The organism is Geoalkalibacter ferrihydriticus DSM 17813 (assembly GCF_000820505.1).
Classification (GTDB): Bacteria; Desulfobacterota; Desulfuromonadia; order Desulfuromonadales; family Geoalkalibacteraceae; genus Geoalkalibacter; species Geoalkalibacter ferrihydriticus.
In genome coordinates, this window is the sequence record NZ_JWJD01000003.1 from 68908 (window position 1) to 85058 (window position 16151).

General features: G+C 58.0%; 14 protein-coding genes and 1 other RNA gene. 7 read left to right on the forward strand and 8 right to left on the reverse strand.

Annotated elements, in window-relative coordinates; all coding sequences use genetic code 11:
- The first annotated feature begins 11 nt into the window (after positions 1-11).
- Positions 12-1046, forward strand: coding sequence for a sensor domain-containing diguanylate cyclase (locus tag GFER_RS09320; RefSeq protein ID WP_052446247.1), 1035 nt, complete (start codon positions 12-14; stop codon positions 1044-1046).
- Here GFER_RS09320 and GFER_RS09325 read toward each other — a convergent pair.
- The 5 genes from GFER_RS09325 to GFER_RS09345 form a co-directional block, all read right to left on the reverse strand.
- Positions 1043-1402 carry a hypothetical protein gene (locus GFER_RS09325; RefSeq protein WP_040098897.1) on the reverse strand — a complete coding sequence of 120 codons (360 nt, stop codon included), beginning with the start codon at positions 1400-1402 and terminating at the stop codon, positions 1043-1045. The genes GFER_RS09320 and GFER_RS09325 overlap by 4 nt on opposite strands.
- Positions 1403-1625: 223 nt before the next feature.
- A complete protein-coding gene (traF, locus tag GFER_RS09330; RefSeq protein WP_040098899.1) occupies positions 1626-3131 on the reverse strand; it encodes a conjugal transfer protein TraF in 1506 nt (501 codons plus the stop codon).
- A 141-nt stretch (positions 3132-3272) separates the two neighbouring features.
- On the reverse strand, positions 3273-4106 hold the full coding sequence (locus GFER_RS09335) for an SIR2 family NAD-dependent protein deacylase (protein ID WP_040098901.1): 834 nt from the start codon (positions 4104-4106) through the stop codon (positions 3273-3275).
- Between the two features lie 235 nt (positions 4107-4341).
- Positions 4342-4824: a Cys-tRNA(Pro) deacylase gene (gene ybaK, locus GFER_RS09340; RefSeq protein ID WP_040098903.1), complete on the reverse strand. Its 483-nt coding sequence runs from the start codon at positions 4822-4824 to the stop codon at positions 4342-4344.
- Between the two features lie 131 nt (positions 4825-4955).
- Positions 4956-5690 (reverse strand): rhomboid family intramembrane serine protease, encoded by a 735-nt coding sequence (locus GFER_RS09345; RefSeq protein WP_235264050.1) that lies wholly within the window; start codon positions 5688-5690, stop codon positions 4956-4958.
- Positions 5691-5951: 261 nt separating this feature from the next.
- Here GFER_RS09345 and GFER_RS09350 point away from each other — a divergent pair, with 261 nt between their 5' ends.
- Positions 5952-7682 (forward strand): L,D-transpeptidase family protein, encoded by a 1731-nt coding sequence (locus GFER_RS09350; RefSeq protein WP_052446248.1) that lies wholly within the window; start codon positions 5952-5954, stop codon positions 7680-7682.
- A 171-nt stretch (positions 7683-7853) separates the two neighbouring features.
- Here the strand turns inward: GFER_RS09350 and GFER_RS09355 are convergent, their stop codons facing one another.
- Positions 7854-9431 carry an alkaline phosphatase gene (locus GFER_RS09355; protein ID WP_040098907.1) on the reverse strand — a complete coding sequence of 526 codons (1578 nt, stop codon included), beginning with the start codon at positions 9429-9431 and terminating at the stop codon, positions 7854-7856.
- A 164-nt stretch (positions 9432-9595) separates the two neighbouring features.
- Positions 9596-10762 (reverse strand): TraB/GumN family protein, encoded by a 1167-nt coding sequence (locus GFER_RS09360; protein WP_052446249.1) that lies wholly within the window; start codon positions 10760-10762, stop codon positions 9596-9598.
- A gap of 170 nt (positions 10763-10932) precedes the next feature.
- Between GFER_RS09360 and GFER_RS09365 the strand changes: the two genes are divergently transcribed.
- A complete protein-coding gene (locus tag GFER_RS09365) occupies positions 10933-11145 on the forward strand; it encodes a hypothetical protein (RefSeq protein WP_040098909.1) in 213 nt (70 codons plus the stop codon).
- A 69-nt stretch (positions 11146-11214) separates the two neighbouring features.
- Here GFER_RS09365 and ssrS read toward each other — a convergent pair.
- A non-coding RNA gene (ssrS, locus tag GFER_RS18235) (6S RNA) lies at positions 11215-11396 on the reverse strand.
- Between the two features lie 321 nt (positions 11397-11717).
- Between ssrS and GFER_RS09370 the strand changes: the two genes are divergently transcribed.
- The 4 genes from GFER_RS09370 (at position 11718) to GFER_RS09385 (ending at position 16150) form a co-directional block, all read left to right on the forward strand.
- A complete protein-coding gene (locus tag GFER_RS09370; RefSeq protein WP_082047999.1) occupies positions 11718-13292 on the forward strand; it encodes an ATP-binding protein in 1575 nt (524 codons plus the stop codon).
- 322 nt (positions 13293-13614) lie between these two features.
- Positions 13615-13953, forward strand: a complete 339-nt coding sequence (locus tag GFER_RS09375) for a P-II family nitrogen regulator (RefSeq protein ID WP_040098914.1) — start codon at positions 13615-13617, stop codon at positions 13951-13953.
- Between the two features lie 60 nt (positions 13954-14013).
- Positions 14014-15336 (forward strand): ammonium transporter, encoded by a 1323-nt coding sequence (gene amt, locus GFER_RS09380; protein WP_040098916.1) that lies wholly within the window; start codon positions 14014-14016, stop codon positions 15334-15336.
- A gap of 79 nt (positions 15337-15415) precedes the next feature.
- Positions 15416-16150 (forward strand): TorF family putative porin, encoded by a 735-nt coding sequence (locus tag GFER_RS09385; RefSeq protein ID WP_082048000.1) that lies wholly within the window; start codon positions 15416-15418, stop codon positions 16148-16150.
- The last annotated feature ends 1 nt before the right edge of the window (position 16151 follow it).

Below are 16151 nucleotides of genomic sequence, written 5' to 3' on the forward strand. Positions count from 1 at the left end.
GGAGGGGAAGCATGGGCTGGAGCGGCAAGGTTGATGAGTGGCCGGCGGGTTATCTGGGTTTTTCAAAAGATATACGCACGATTGGCGCGCGCGCCGTTCCGGAAGTGTTTTCGCGGACGGATCCATCGGTCTTTCTGCTGCACGAAGACGAAGACCTCTACCGACGCCTGGTCAATGATGCGCCGGAGGGAATCCTGCGCCTCGATCAGCAGGGGCGCATTGATTTTGCCAACGCTGTTCTCCGGAAGATGCTCGGTTTCGAAGAAGACGACATCAAAGGCGACTTTCTTTCAAGTTTTGCCGTGGGTGAGAGCCGCGAGTTGCTTAACGCCGCCTTTGAGCAGGTTACGCGGGGCGGCCGGCAAAAAATCGATCTTTTTCTTCAGCGGCGGGACGGTTCGGCATTCTGGGGATTGCTATCGCTGAGCCCGCTTTTTGAATACACCGGCAGAGTCCGCGGCATGGTTGCCGTGCTGACCGATATAACCGAGCGCAAGCAGGCGGAAACGCAGATGCAGCGGATGGCTTTTGCCGATCCTCTCACCGGTCTGCCTAATCGGACCCTGTTGATCGATCGTCTTGAGCAGGCCTTGGTTACCGCACGCCGCGAGGGCACGGGCGTCGGAGTCGCGTTCATCGATGTCGACCGTTTCAAACAGTTCAACGATCAATACGGTCACGCCGCCGGAGATGCCCTGCTGCAAATGGTGGCCGGGGGGGTGCGGCAGAGCCTGCGGCGCAGCGATACGGTCGCACGCTGGGCGGGAGATGAGTTTGTCGTGGTTTTTCCGGCGGTGCACGAACCCGGAGATCTCCTGGCGTCCATCCACAAGGTGCAACAGTCCTGCTCCGGGCCCTTGACCTTAGGCGACCGGGAATTTTTCTGCAGCCTCAGTATCGGTGTGACTCTCTTTCCCGATGACGGTGAGCGTGGCGATTTGCTCCTACATCGCGCCGATCTCGCCATGTATCGGGCCAAGCGGGAAGGGGGCGGAACCTATAGGTTTTTCCGCCCCGATCTCGATGGCCTTCCTCTCGAAGGCTAAATCCGATAACAGAAATAATCCGAGGCGCCGTAATCAAACAATGAAATGAATTCGTCCAGGACCGTACCGCTAAAATGTGAGTGGCTCTGGTGGTCATAGCCGTCGAAGATACGGCCGTAGACACTGAAGCACAGGTGCTGTCCTGCCTCATTGATTATGCAGAAGTTGTTTCCCTGGGGATCGCGCTTGACTCCGCAGCTTCTTTTTTCCGCCAATCTCGAGACGCGGATCATGTCGAGGTTCTTTCCACCGGTTAATGTTTTTTCCCGCGACCTGTCATAAAGGGAGTGGATTTCCCGCTTGCCGATAAGCGATCCTGCCAGATAAGCTACTCTTGCCCGCCTGTCCGCATTCATTGTCTCCTCCTGCCTTTTAGGTTGACGATCTCGGCCCGCTGTGGCCTTGGTGTTCCGGGTATCCCTTATGTAGGAGTAAATGCGAAAAGTGTTTCTGTGTTATGTATACACTATGTTTTTCTGTGTGCAAGAAAAAGGAAAAAAAACCATAAGCGGGAAGGGTGGTCAAATAAAAAGGGCGCCTAAGCGGCGCCCCGGGATGGTGGATGGAGGTCGGGAAAGGTTAGAAGTCGACACTCAACATGGCGGCCAGCCGCGCTTCGCGAGGGATATCGCGGCCGTCGAATTCCTCTTTCTCCGTGGCCATGGCGCCGGCCAGATCCAGACGCACGGCCCAAAGGTTGAGCCCTAGCCCGCCGGTCAGTACCCAGTCGATGTCGCTGTCGGCGAGATTTTTGTAAGCGCCGGCGCGTAGGGCCAGAACGCGAAACGCGTCCCATTCGACTCCAAGAGAAGCATAGCGGCTCTTGGAGGCGGAAAAGGTCGTGTCGTTTTCGGTCAGGTCAAGATCCGCCGCCAAAGTGAGTGTCGTGAAAGGAATAAAGGCCACTCCGGCGCGCACCTGCGGGTCCACCCGCACGTCTTTGACGGCGGTGCTCACCGTCTGGCCGTTGGAAAGAGTGGTTGTCTTGGTGAATCCGTCGAATTTGGGGGCGTTGATGTTGCGCGCGACCAGGCCAAAGTTGACGTACTTGTAGCGCCCCATTAAGCCGAGGTCGACGCCGAAATTGGCGGAAGTGTTGTAGTCGTTGCGGATTTCGCTCAGGGTATCGCCCGAATCCGTATCAAAAACAAAGAGCTGGGTGCCGTAGACCCGGCCGAGCATGAACTTGAGGCTGCCGCCCAGCGACCAGTGTTCGTTGAGGGCATAGCCGTAGGAGAGAGGAATTTCCATCAAGCCGAAACCGTCAAGGGCGACGGTCGTTGTGTTGTTGCCTGAAATGGTCAGATCGGGATCGTCGTTGGCGGCCACGGCATCGAGCAGATCGACCAGGGTTGCAGCCTGATCGCGACTGATGCCGGCCTCGCGGATCAGCAGGTCGATGGCCTGCAGATTATCTTCAGTCAGTTTGTCCCCCGCCAGCAGACGCTCCTGCTCGCTCTGGGTGAAGTAGCCGAAATTGCCGTCACCGGAAAGTCCCTCGATATTAGTTAATTGCGCGTTGAAATCGGCCCCGACGCCGAAATTTTCGGTGTCGACGCTCACCACCCGGCCGGTGCCCTGTAAATAAGTCCGCACGCCGAAGCCGAAGTGGCCGATGCGCGCGGCAAGGCCGCCATTGGCATCGGCGGTGATGGCATTGCCGGGATCGGTCAGACCCGCAAGGTTACCCATGACCTCCACCAAGTTGCGCAATTCGCTCGCTGTCTGCACCCCGTCGTCGAACTGTTTGACGTCCACATCAGAGAGGGGATCCAGATACTTGCCAAATTCATTGTGCAGACGGTAGCCGAAGGCGGCGTCGAGATCGGTCCCCCACACCTTGCGACCGCAGTCGTTGTTGTCGCAATCAAAGCGCTGTCCCTGCGCGTCGCGAAAGTTGAAAAAGCCGAAGGCCGCCGGATTGTAGTACTGGGCGGTGGTGTCGGTTGCTGCTGCGACGCCGGCGCCGCCCATGCCCAGGGCGCGCGGGCCGACGGGGAAAAACTCCTGGGCTGCCGCGGGGGCCGCGGCCAGGCCGCAGGATAGAGCGGCAAACGCCACCAGAGATTTTTTCAACCTGATCATGAAATTAGACCCTCCTCTGTTAAAATTCTCTGCGATGAGAAGTTTTTAACATGGAGGGTCTGCACAAGGCAAGTAGAAATCTTGGAGGTGGTTAATTGTGTTGGTGTGGGCTCGGGTTTTTTTACCCTATGACTCCATCCCTTAAAGAGTTTCAAGTTCCTGAGCAATGCTCTGCAGGGCTTCCAGGCTGCCGCGTGATAAAGAGATATGGGGCGCGCCGATTTGCGCTTCACGGGGATTGATGCGAATGACCGTGGCGCTATAGCGATGCCCGAGTTGTTCGCTGAGATGGCGGATGGTGGGAATGGCTGTGCCCGCACCCATCTCCACCACGACCAGGGGAACGTCGCGATGGTCGCAGAGAAAGGCGTCGAAGTTGTGTTCCTGCTGTCTGGTGCGGTCGCTGAGCCAGGAATAGTCGCCGAACATGAGAACATTGGGCCGCGCCGTGCCACCGCAGTGAATGCACTCGGGGACCAACTGGGCGCGCATGGTTTCAAAGTCCAGCGTGATCTCTTCGCGGTTGGGCCAGATAGCCGTGCGGCAGGGGGTGAGGCATTGCAGATGATGAATGGAGCCATGCACTTCAAGGATGACATCTTCAGCGAAGCCCGCTTTCTGGAACTGGCCGTCGACGTTGGAGGTCACCACGAAATGTTCCAGATGGAAGCGTTCGATCCACTGGCGCAACAGGGCGAAGCCGGCATGGGGAACGGTCTGGCGGTAGAGATTGGTGCGATGGCCGTAGAACCCCCAGCCGAAAGCGGGGTCGCGTTCGAAATGCGCAGGATTGGCGGCGCCGATAAAGTTGATGCCGAGGCGCTGGTACATGGGATAGGCTTGCCAGAAGCCGTGGTCGCCGCGGAAGTCCGGCAATCCCGAATCGACGCCCATGCCGGCGCCGGCAGTAATGATCAGGGCGCGGGCCCCGGCGATGGCCTGTGCTGCCTTGCGGAATTTTTCTTCGTTGGTCATGGCGAACCCCCTAAGATCCTGGGTACACGGATGAATACGGAAAGGGCAGGATAGGATAAACCGTAACTGTTCACCCTGGCCGAGGGAGGTCACGCGACATCCATGTCGAAGGCCCATGAATCCATCCCGGGGGCTTGGCCGGCGCCATGGATGCCGCGAGACCCGGTGCTGAATAGTCACGATAAGCCTACAGGAAATTTCTGTATGCTCTCCCGCCCAAATTTTCTCCTCGAATTCAAACCGCCACGCTCACTGTGGTCGGCCTGAGTAGGCATTCCAGGTCTGCGGGGGCGATCTCCACCAGAAAGCCACGCTTGCCGCCGTTGATGTAGATGCGCTCCAGAGCGCTGATGGTTTTCTCCATGTAGACCGGCATCGCCTTGCGCGTCGCAAAAGGTGAGGTGCCGCCTACCAGGTAACCCGAGTGTCGATGGGCGGCTTCAGGTGTGCAGGCGGTGATGCTGCGTGCGCCGATCTGGCGGGCCAGTTCCTTGGTCGACACCTGCCGGTCGCCGTGCATGAGGACGATGAGCGGATTTTTCCGGTCGTCTTCCATAATCAGAGTTTTGATGACGGCGTGCTCGTCGACCCCGAGTTCGCGCGCAGAGACCTCGGTGCCGCCCTTTTCCTCGTAGGCGTAGAGGCGCGGGGTGAAGTCGATTGATTCCTGCCGCAGAAAGCGCACCGCCGGGGTGACGGGTGTTTTGTCCTTAGCCATGGGCGACAATCCTGGAAAAAATCTGGGTGCGTCGATCAAATCTGACTACCTGGATAAGGGCAGATTCAGATTGTCGAAAAATCTTCCTTTATCCTGTTCTCCTGACAAATCCGCGTTACATCATTTTTCGACTAAAACCATGACAAGACCAGGCCGCCGAGGCTCAGGGCCACCAACACCACACACACCGTCGCCAGCCCCTTGAGGGCCGGCGCGATGCGGCGCTGCCCGGGAAAAGAAACAGGCATGAGAAAGCCGAGGATCACACCGCCCACGGCCCCGCCGAGATGCCCCGCGTTGTCTGCTCCGATAAACAGGCCGAAAATAAAAGCGAACACCGCCCATTGGAAAAAGAAATTGCGCATCTGGATGGCAATGGAGGTGCCGATGCGGTGATAATAGGCCACCGAAAATCCGATCAGGCCGAAAAGTGCCCCCGAAGCGCCGACTACCGGGGTCATGGGGTGCCAGAGCAGGCCGGCGAGGGTGCCGGTGAGGGCGGTGAAGACGTAGAGCACGATGAAGGGGGCCTTGCCGATCTCAAATTCCAGGCGCGGACCCACCATGTAGAGTACGACCATATTGAAGGCCAGATGAATCAAACCACCATGGGTAAAGGCATAGGTGATACACCGCCACCATTCGCCCTGGTTGAAGACAAAGGGCCAGAACTGCGCTCCCCAGTGAATAAGCAACTGGGTCGGCGGATTCATGATGGCGCGCATCTCCAGGCCCTGAACGGTGCCGTGCAGGGCCATGAGGGTAAAGAGAATCAAGTTGATGAAGATCAGCGAGCGGGCCACGGACAGATCCTGAGATCCGCCGCCGCCGGAAAGAAAGCGCTTGAGTTTGTGTTGCCAGGTCACGAATAAGGTCTCCTTTTCTCACACAGCAGTGTCTCAAGACTACCTCAGGCTAAGAAAATCGGCAAGTTGAAGTGGCAACCGCGGTAAAAAATCAAAACTGCGAATGCGATTTGTGAGAAAAAAAATCTTTCTACGGATTTTCAATGAAGTGCAGTGCCATTCCAATTATAATGGATATGTGCCGAGCAGGGATTGGCAGTGGCTTGGCACGGCAAAATGAAAGCAAAAAAATCCCAACCCTGAGTTAGTGAAAGGGCAACTATGAAACCCGTTTTCCGACCGCTGATTTTCGCTTGTTTCGCGGTCTTGATGCTGTCCGCGGTTGTGCACGCGGCGCCCAATGAGCCGGTGCTGCGTCTGGTGGCTGATCAGATCGAGGAACTGCTGCCCCCTGCGCCGCACAGCGAGGCCTTGATTGGCGATGCCTGGCTGCCTCTGCACGGCGAACTCAGAAGATTCTATCAGGAGCGCGATTTTGCGGCGGCGTGGTTTCATGAACCCGGCGATTTGCCGCAGGTCGATTCGTTGCTTCGCGTATTGCACACCGCAGTCGAAGACGGACTGAGCACCCAGGGCTACCACCTTTCGTTTATCCATGAGCTTCTCCGCCAGGTGCAGCATTATAGATACCACAACATCCTTTTCGATTCGCTCTCCGTGGCGCAACTCGATGTGTTTCTCAGCCACGCCTTCCTGCTGCACGCTTCGCGCCTGAGAACCGGGCAGGTCGATCCCAACGATCTGTTTGCCGGTGAATGGCGCGCGCGCCTGCACCGGCCGGATGGGGTCGCGGTGCTCAGCGCGGCGCTTGCTGACCAGAACGTGGAAGGAGCCTTGCGCAACCTGATTCCTGGTGGCCAGGACTATCTTAAGTTGCGTGAGGAGTTGCAGCGTTACCGTTTGCTGGAAAAGGCCGGCGGATGGCCCGAGGTTCCCCCGGGAGCGGTTCTGCGCCGGGGCGATGCGGATCCCCGAGTCGCGATGTTGCGTCAGCGTCTGTGGATGAGCGATGACCTCGCGACACTTGACGCCGAGGATCCGCAACTTTATCGCGGCGACATCGTCGCGGCCGTGGTGCGCTTTCAACGTCGCCACGGCCTGAGTCCCGATGGCGCAGTGGGACCCAAGACCCTCGCTGAACTCAATCGCCCCATCGAAGACCGGGTGCGCCAGATCGAACTGAATCTGGAGAGACGGCGTTGGCTGCCAGAGGATTTGGGTGCGCGCCATATCGCCGTCAATATCGCCGATTTCAGCCTGCAGGTGGTGGAGCAGGGTCGGGTCGTCATGCATATGCCCGTTGTGGTCGGTACCACTCAGCGCAAAACACCGGTGTTCTCCGGGCGTATGACCTATCTCGAATTCGCGCCCTACTGGGGGGTGCCGCCGACCATCCTGCAGAAGGACAAACTGCCGCGTATCCGTGCCGACCGCAGATATCTCGACGCCAATCACTACGAAATCATCCCTTGGCGCGGTCCTTCGCGCGACCCCATTCATCCCTCCGAAATCGACTGGCAGCGCACCACGGCGCGTACCTTTCCCGGGCTATTGCGCCAGCGCCCCGGACCCTGGAATCCGCTGGGGCAGGTCAAGTTCATGTTCCCCAATGATCTTGACATCTATCTGCACGACACGCCGGATCGCCATCACTTTCGCCAGCAACAGCGTACCCTCAGCTCTGGTTGCATTCGCGTCGAGCGCGCCGCTGATCTGGCTCAGTTTTTGCTCGAAGACGATCCCAACTGGGATTGTGACCGCTTGCATCAGGCCCTAAACGCCTCTGAGCCCAAGCGAGTCATGCTCAGGCGACCGATTGCCGTGCACTTGCTTTATTTCACTGCCTGGGTCGACGGGCAGGGTGTTGTCCAGTTCCGCCCCGACCCTTATGAGCGTGATGGGGTTTTGGCGGTGGCGCTGGATAAGCTGCACGAGCGTCATGTACAGACCGCCAGTTCCAGTGCCGAGGAGCAGATCGGCACTCGCAACTGATGAGCGTGCGGCTCCAAGGGGACCGATCGGTGGGGTGAGCGCAGCTGAATCTGCAGAATAAAGAAAACGCCGCAGGGATCATCTAATCCCTGCGGCGTTTTGCGTCAGATTGCTCGGTGGAGCCTCGGCCTGTCTATTTTTGCAGCTCAGCCTGGTCTCAGGGGGCCGGGATCAACGTGCAAATCCGGGAACTTTCTCCAGGAAAGGCTTACGGGATGTCCCAGGACGCCAGCCGTCATACTCCCATTTAAAAGCGAATTCGCGCATGGCCTCGAAGATATGCGTATTGTCGATGATTCGAGTTCCCGGGTACCAGAAACCTTCATACTGGGCGTGCAGGTCAGCGGCGGCGCCCTGTACATAAAGGCTGACCAGTTCGTTGGTATGGCTGCCGGTGCCGAAGGTGACTTTCATTACCCCCTCGACCTGATTCTGGTTCCACACCCGAATTTCACTCGGGGAGGGAAGTTCGCCTTTGCCCATGGGCAAGGCGGGATTGAGGCGCATGTAGCTGTTGCCGTGGTCGCTGGTCACCAGCAGCAGAGTGTTGCTCCAGTCCATGTGGTCGCCCTGCTGGTTGACGAAGGCGACGGCGGCCTTGACCGCCTCATGCAGGTCATGCATGGTGCCCATCATCCACAAATAATCGTTGGCGTGATTGGCCCAGTCGATGTCGCCCTGCTCGACCATGAGGAAAAAGCCTTTTTCATTGGTGCTGAGCACCTCGAGGGCGGCGAGGGTGGCGTCGGCGAGGGTGGGATTTTCCTTGGTGGCGGCTTCAATTTGCGGATAGCCGGGGTCGTGCGCAACCAGAGGAGGTTCGAAATTGCCGCCGGCGCCGCCGAACAGACCGAAGAGTTTTTTGCCCTGCTTGGCCGCCTGACGGGCTGCGTTGCGCAGTGCGCGGCCTCCGTTGGTGTCGGGAAGACGCTCAACGAAGAGGTATTCGCTGCCTCGCTGGAGCTCATCGTAAAGGGCACGCGACATGAAGCCGCTGTTGTAGTCGGGATGACCGCCACCGATGACCACTTCGGGCCTGACCATCTGAATAATTTCATCGGCGATTCCCATGCCTTGGTAGCCGCCGCGCCCGGTGAAATAGTTGTTGCGGCTGACATTGTGCGAGACGAAGGCCGCCGGAGTCGCGTGGCTGAAGGGCACGGTGCTCACCACGCCGATGGCGCCGCCGTTGGACTCGCGCACCATCTCGGCGATGGTTCTCAGGTCGCCGCCCTCGGGGTCGCCGGAGAGCCAGGCGAGGTTGCCGGCATCGGTCTTAACGCCCGTAGCCATGGCGGTGGCCGCCGAGGCCGAATCGGTGGCGTAACGCGGCCGCAGAAAATAATTGTCCGCTCCTGTGGTATCCAGGGGGTATCGTTCGAAGCCCCCTTCGTTGGCATTGTAGCCGACCATTGGATCAAAGTTGTCGTACGCGAAGGGCGCCGCGCCCAAGTCGCGGGCGTAGCGATTGTAGGTGGTCACGTCCCAGGTGGCGACGGGAACCTCGTAGTCGAAATTGTTCCAGACCAGAGCGAAATCTTCGCCGGTCAGATAGCGGCTGTAGGCGATTTCATGCTCGAGCTGCATGCCGTCACCGATGAACAGGATGATGTTCTTAGCCTGCGCGGCCTTGTGCGGCGGCGTCGCCATGCCGGCAACGCCGTTGTTGCCGAAGCACAGCCCGGGGAGCAGAAGCACCAGCAGGGCAATGTGAACGGCTGCTGTTTTTTTGCGTACCTTGGCAATCATTTTCTTTCCTCCCTAAACTCCGTGGTTGGGGGCCGATAACGGTCGGCTCAGATTTGAGATAGGCCGAGTCAAAGGCTAGGGGGAAAAGGTTAAGAAATGGTTGCGGCGGCATTAAATTTCAATCAGAGGACGCCGCTCTCTTGTCTTTAAGCGGAAATCCCTTATTAAATCAAGTCCTTGAGCCAGTGGAAGGCGAGAAAGGTTCCCAGGGTTGAGCCGAGAGACGAGAAGACGAAAACCAGAAGCACTCGTGCCAGGCGGTTGGACCACCAACCGCGCACCGAGACCAGATCTTCACCGACCCGTTCCATGTCACGTACCGTGGGGGCTGCGACCATGACCTGCACCAGCCCGGTGACGAAGCCCGCGCCGATGGTGGGGTTGAGAGAGGTCAGTGGCGCTGCGAGAAAGGCGCTGAGAATCGTCAGGGGATGGCCCAGGGCCAGCAATGCGCCCAGCGCGGAAAGGCCGCCGTTGGCCAACACCCATGCCAGAGCGGCACCGGCTACCTGCTGGCGGTCACCGAGAAAAAAACCGAGAACAAACAGGCTGATGACCACCGCCGGAATGATCCAGGGAATCGCCCGCGAGATGATGGGCTTGGCCGGGATCCGCGAAATTTCGGCGATGGTCGCGGCGCTGATATCCTCCTTCAGCAACCGCTTGATGCCCGGAATATGCGCCGCGCCCAAAATTGCCACGACGCGATTTCCCGGCGCGTGCAGGATGTGATAGGCCATGTAGATGTCGCGTTCATCGACCAGCACGGTCTTCACCGAAGGCAGCATGCGACTCATCTCTTCGAGCATGGCCGAGAGGGTGTCGGTCTGGCGCAGACGCGCCAGTTCTTCTTCGCTGACTTTTTGTGAGTCAAACAGTCCTGCCACCAGCGCGCCCATGATCTGCGCTTTTTTCCACAGACTGGTGCGGCGCCACACGCGCAGCAGGGTGGTGCGGATGTTGCGGTCAACCAGCTCGACCCGCGCACCCAGCGCCTCGGCGGTCTCGGCCGCGGCAGCCATCTCGGCGCCGGGGCGAATGCCGGTTTGCAGGCCCATGCGTTTCTGGAAGGCCGCAAGCGCCAGGTTGGTCATGAGAAAGGGCACCTGGCCTTTGCGGATGACTTCCTTAAGGTTGAGCGATTCCCACTTGTTGGTGTTTCGCAGCGCCTGAAAGCGCTGTTCGTCAAGCTCGATGCAAACGGTGTCGGGTTGCTCTTCAGTGATGACCCGGGTGACGGTTTCCACTGATTCACGGGAGATGTGCGCGGTGCCGACCAGAATGATTTCCTTGTCGCCGAGGGTTAGGCGATGAATGTCAGAGTTTTCCATAAATTATATTGCATCCCTTCGCTGTTTCATTGAGCGCAAAATGGTAGCACAGGCGCGAAGGGAGAGGGAAAAAAATTCAAGGCGCCGCGGCAGGTTCCGGAGGATGAACGGATGTGGAATTGTGATATAATTGGTCAGGAAATAGAAAAGTACACACAAGGAGGATGGCCATGAGAAAAGAGCGTTTTGACTATCTCTGTCAGGAAGCACAATCCGGCAACGACGCTTTCGCATCGCATCCGGGCAACCATGAAGAAGGACGTGTGCTGAGTTGTTCGCCGGATCATCTGGTCGTGCTGACCAGCAGTGGTGACCAGCGCTGTTGGGATTTCAGCGAATGTGAAGAAGTCAGCCGCACCAAAGAGGAATTTCCCTATCGCTGAGGCATTGCTGGATTTGCCTGCGACTAAATGTAAAAAAGGCGCCAAATGCATGGCGCCTTTTCCATTGTAGCCCTCTCCACGCCTACCGTGGGACATCGGCCTCACAACGAGAACCAACAAAGTGGGTTCTCCAAGTGACGCATCAGGCGTCCCGCTACGGGGCGGGCTGGCACACCGCGTCACGGGAGGAGATCCCGAAAGAAAATTATTCCGCGTGGGCGTTCTTGACCTCACCTGTAGGGCAGAGAGCGGCTCGTTTAGAAATGAGTATAGGAGATCAGCGCAGGCCTTGCAAGAGGCAATTTACTCGACCCACATCTGTATCTGCCGCGCGCGGGTTGATTTGCTTGCCACCGGCCTTGGTGTGCCTTCTTTTTGAGCGATCGGTGTTAAATGTGAGGCACTTTGCGCACTGTGCTTCCTCTCGGCAAAATGTTTAAGTGCATGCAATGGCGTTTGTTTACACCATCATCTGTCTCTGGCACGGGTTATGCGAAACAGCTTGGCTTGAAGCGCGAGAAACCCTCTGACACGACGAACCCCTCGGGATACGAGCTGCGCAAAGGGCATGGATGACGAAGACATTGGATGACAAACGCGAACGCCTGCTCAAGGCATTGATCGAAATCGGCCAGGAGTTGGCGGCGACCACCGAACTCGAGGCACTTCTCGGGCGGATTCTCGACGTGTCCCGCGATGTTTTTCATTTCGACAACGCCATCATTCGCCTGCTCGACGAGGATGCTCGGACACTGGTGACGGCAGCCTCCTACGGCTACGATTCTCAGGTGACCGCAGTGCCCCTCACTCTGGGGCGAGGCGTGATGGGAAAAGTGGCGCAAAACGGGGAGCCGTTGTTGATCAATGACCTGCGCGCCACGGCCGATTATGTCGCCGGCATCGAAGGCGCGCGCAGTGAACTCGCCGTGCCTCTGGTGGCCCATGATAAAATTCTAGGTGTTTTCAACGTTGAGAGCACGCGATCGCAGGCGTTCACCGAGGAAGATCGCGATTTGCTGGTGATTCTAGGCCGTCAGGCCGCTGCCGCCATTGAAAACGCCCGCCTCTATGAGAATCTGCGTCACGTCTCCAACCAGTACCGAGATTTGCACCAGTTCAACAGCCGCATTCTTAAAAGCGTCGATCTCGGGATCTACACGGTCGATATCGATCTGCGCATTACCTCGTGGAATCCCGGAATGGAAACCATGAGTGGCCTGAGCGAAGCCCAGGCCCTGGGGCAAGAGCTGCTGTGCCTGTTTCCGCAACTCGAAGAGGAGGGCATGGCGCAGCGTCTGCGCCAGGTACTGAGCAGTGGTATTTCGGAAAAACTGCGCCTGGCCCACCGGGATCTGCGGGGTGAAGTCCGCTTCCAAAAACGGCGTATCGCCGCGCTCAAGGATGGCGGTGCCACGACCGGGGCGGTGGTGATCGTCGAAGACGTAACCGAATTCAGACGGCTCCTCGATCAGACCATACAGTCGGAGAAACTCGCTGAACTCGGGCGCCTCTCCGCTGGAATCGCCCATGAGATCAACAATCCCCTCAGTGTCATTTCCTACGCCGCGCAATTGCTGTTGCGCGAGGAGCAGATTCCCCCCGACCAGGAAGAACTGCTGGAGCGCATCGACAGCGAAACCGATCGGCTCAAAGCCCTGACCGGTGGTCTATTGTCCTTTTCCCGTGGCCGCGAAACCCACAAGAGATTTATGGACCTCAACGACACGGTGCGTGACGTGCTGCGCCTGGTGAAATACGAGCTGACGCGCAACAACATTGAGGTTCTGGAGGATTACGGCGATTTGCCGTTGGTGCAGGCCGATCCCAACAAGCTCAAGCAGGTCTTCATCAACCTGGTAATGAATGCCGTTCAAGCCATGGAAAAAGACGGGGCCATCCGCATCAGCTCGCGCCGCGTCCAGTCCGGATGGGTCGAAATAGTGTTTGCCGACAGTGGACCGGGCATGGATGCCCATCTGCAGGAAAAAGTATTCGAACCCTTTTTCACCACCCGCAAGGAAGGCGAAGGCACGGGCTTGGGTTTGTACATCTGCCGTACCATCATCGATGACCATGGCGGCCGCCTGCTGCTTGATTCAGCACCGAGCCAGGGAGCCAGCTTTCGCATTCGCCTTCCTGTCGAGTGATTTGTTTAAAACCTGAGCGATGGACAGTGTTTCTGCTTAATTGGTAGGCATGGATTCGCGGTGTGAACCTGAAAGAAGTCGAAATTATGATGGTTTTTATGTTTGGCACGGCCTGTGCTTAATATCTGCACAGTGCCGGTTTGTCTCAGCGCTTTCTAAAACGAACCAGCGAAGATTCAGCGGATTTCCAGCGACAACGGCGTTGCGGGAAGGTTCCGAAAAGCAAGGGCAAAGGCGCCCCAACTGCTTCCCCCATGGATGCAGTTCGGGCGCCTTTATTTGTTGGCAACGAGCGAATGTCTCGACAAGGAGAAGATTCAGGATGAAGAAGGTGGAATGCATTATTAAGCCCTTCAAGCTTGAGGACGTCAAGGGTGCCCTCTCCGACCTGGGAATCCCCGGCATGACCGTAAGTGAGGTGCGCGGTTTCGGGCGGCAGAAAGGGCATTCCGAGCTTTACCGCGGTGCCGAGTACCAGATCGATTTCATCCCCAAAGTGAAGGTCGAGGTGGTGGTCGACGATGAGCGAGTCGTCGAAGTGGTCGCGGCCATTCAGAAAGAAGCCTGCACCGGTCGCATCGGCGACGGCAAAATCTTCGTATTGCCCATCGACCAGTCGATTCGTATTCGTACTGGCGAAGAAGGCCCGGATTCCTTGTGACACCAAACAACGTCTTTGACTTCGAGCTTAAGTCTCGCCTATTCCAGCGGAGGTAGTATCATGAAAAAGACAACCCTGTTCATTGTTGCCGCGGTCCTGGGGGTCCTCGCCCTGCCCGCGTCGGCCCTGGCCGAGGAGACGGTTATCTCTGAGGTTGCATTCATTCTCAACAGCTTTTCATTCCTCATCAGCGGCGTGCTGGTCATGTGGATGGCCGCCGGCTTTGCCATGCTCGAAGCAGGCATGGTGCGCAGCAAAAATGTCTCCACCATCTGCCTCAAAAACATCTCGCTCTATTCGCTGGCCGGCATTCTTTATTACCTGATCGGCTACAACCTCATGTATTCCGGCGTGGATGGAGGCTTCTTCGGCAGCCTGGGATTCTGGGGGCCCGATGACGCCGCAGCCCTGGCCGGCGATTATTCAGCAGAGTACGCCAGCGGCTCCGACTGGTTCTTCCAGATGGTGTTTGTGGCCACCGCGGCTTCGGTGGTTTCGGGCACCGTGGCCGAGCGCATCAGGCTGTGGCCCTTTCTGCTCTTCGTCGTGGTGCTCACGGGTATCATTTATCCCATTCAGGGTGCCTGGAGTTGGGGCGGCGGCTGGCTTGACGAGATGGGTTTCTCTGATTACGCCGGCTCGACCATCGTGCACTCGGTGGGCGGCTGGGCGGCCTTGACCGGCGCGATTATTCTCGGTGCGCGCAAGGGCAAGTACGGCGCGGGCGGGCGGGTCAACCCCATTCCCGGTTCGAGCATGCCCCTGGCGACTCTCGGCACCTTCATCCTGTGGCTCGGCTGGTTCGGTTTCAACGGCGGTTCGGTTCTGGCTCTGGGTTCGGCCGATGCGGTCATTGAAATGTCGGTGGTTTATCTCAATACCAACCTGGCAGCGGCCGGTGGCATCATCGCGGCCATGATTGCTCTGCAGGTTATTTACAAAAAAGTCGATTTGTCCATGGCTCTCAACGGCGCCCTGGCCGGCCTGGTTTCCATCACCGCCGGTCCTGACACGCCCACGCCGGGCGGTGCCGTGCTCATCGGTGCGGTGGGCGGCGTGCTAGTGGTTCTGGCTGTGCCTCTGTTCGATAAACTCAAGATCGACGATGTGGTCGGCGCCCTTTCGGTGCATCTGGTGTGCGGCATCTGGGGCACTCTGGCGGTTCCCATCACCAACGGCGACGCCAGCTTCTTCGTGCAGCTGCTCGGCGTGGTTGCCGTGGGTGCGTTCGTCTCGCTGCTCAGCGCCGGGGTCTGGCTGGCGATGAAATACACCATCGGCATTCGCGTTTCGCCCGAAGAAGAACACAGTGGTTCGGACACCGCGGAACTGGGCCTGGAAGCCTACCCCGAATTCGGACAAGGCTCCCAGAAGCTGCGTTAGGTTTTATGGTCTCATCCTGCTCCGGGCGGCAATCGGCTGCCCGGGGCACATTTCTCATCCAGCAAAGGAGATTAAACGAATGAAGATGCACAAGTGGATTGCGGTTTTCGTAGGGGTGGCGGTCTTTTCGGTTGCCGGTATCAGTAAGGCCCCGGCGGCAAATCTGGACGTTTCGGGAGATGTCTACATTGGCTATTTTGACAAATATCTGTGGCGCGGTTTCGATCTGAGCGGCGGCAAGCCGGTCTTTCAGCCCGGCATTGATGTGGGCGTGGGCGGTTTCACTTTCAGCTACTGGAGCAATATTCAGCAGAACGACGGTGAATTGACCGAAACCGACATCACCATCGACTACACCTTCAGTCCCCATGAACTGGTGTCGCTCAGCGTCGGCAATATTTTCTACAACCTCAACGATGTCAGCCAGACGGGCGTTAAGGACACCAACGAACTCTACGTGAGCGCCGCCCTCGACACCCTGCTGGCTCCGACCTTGACCATCTATTGGGATTACGACGAAGCCGATTCCGATGGTCTGTTCTTTTCTCTTTCCGCGGGTCACAGTCTGGCGCTCATGGACGAGCTGTCCGTGAATCTCGGTGCCCTGATCAGCTTCAATCAGGCCAGCGACTATGCCGTGGGCGCTTATCGCGACTTTCATAACTATGAACTGGGCATCAGCGCCGACTATGCCCTGACCGAGCAGCTTGTTATCAGCCCCTCCTTCATGTTCAGCTCCGGTATCAGCGGCCCGGCCAAGCGGGCGATTGATTCGGAAATTCTTGCCGGGATCAACCTGGCCTTCAGCTTCTAAG

Excerpts from the sequence above, each read along its gene's own strand:
- GFER_RS09320 (WP_052446247.1), top strand. The coding sequence starts at position 12 with ATGGGCTGGAGCGGCAAGGTTGATGAGTGGCCGGCGGGTTATCTGGGT.
- GFER_RS09325 (WP_040098897.1), bottom strand. The coding sequence starts at position 1,402 with ATGAATGCGGACAGGCGGGCAAGAGTAGCTTATCTGGCAGGATCGCTT.
- traF (WP_040098899.1), bottom strand. The coding sequence starts at position 3,131 with ATGATCAGGTTGAAAAAATCTCTGGTGGCGTTTGCCGCTCTATCCTGC.
- GFER_RS09335 (WP_040098901.1), bottom strand. The coding sequence starts at position 4,106 with ATGACCAACGAAGAAAAATTCCGCAAGGCAGCACAGGCCATCGCCGGG.
- ybaK (WP_040098903.1), bottom strand. The coding sequence starts at position 4,824 with ATGGCTAAGGACAAAACACCCGTCACCCCGGCGGTGCGCTTTCTGCGG.
- GFER_RS09350 (WP_052446248.1), top strand. The coding sequence starts at position 5,952 with ATGAAACCCGTTTTCCGACCGCTGATTTTCGCTTGTTTCGCGGTCTTG.
- GFER_RS09355 (WP_040098907.1), bottom strand. The coding sequence starts at position 9,431 with ATGATTGCCAAGGTACGCAAAAAAACAGCAGCCGTTCACATTGCCCTG.
- GFER_RS09360 (WP_052446249.1), bottom strand. The coding sequence starts at position 10,762 with ATGGAAAACTCTGACATTCATCGCCTAACCCTCGGCGACAAGGAAATC.
- GFER_RS09365 (WP_040098909.1), top strand. The coding sequence starts at position 10,933 with ATGAGAAAAGAGCGTTTTGACTATCTCTGTCAGGAAGCACAATCCGGC.
- GFER_RS09370 (WP_082047999.1), top strand. The coding sequence starts at position 11,718 with ATGACGAAGACATTGGATGACAAACGCGAACGCCTGCTCAAGGCATTG.
- GFER_RS09375 (WP_040098914.1), top strand. The coding sequence starts at position 13,615 with ATGAAGAAGGTGGAATGCATTATTAAGCCCTTCAAGCTTGAGGACGTC.
- amt (WP_040098916.1), top strand. The coding sequence starts at position 14,014 with ATGAAAAAGACAACCCTGTTCATTGTTGCCGCGGTCCTGGGGGTCCTC.
- GFER_RS09385 (WP_082048000.1), top strand. The coding sequence starts at position 15,416 with ATGAAGATGCACAAGTGGATTGCGGTTTTCGTAGGGGTGGCGGTCTTT.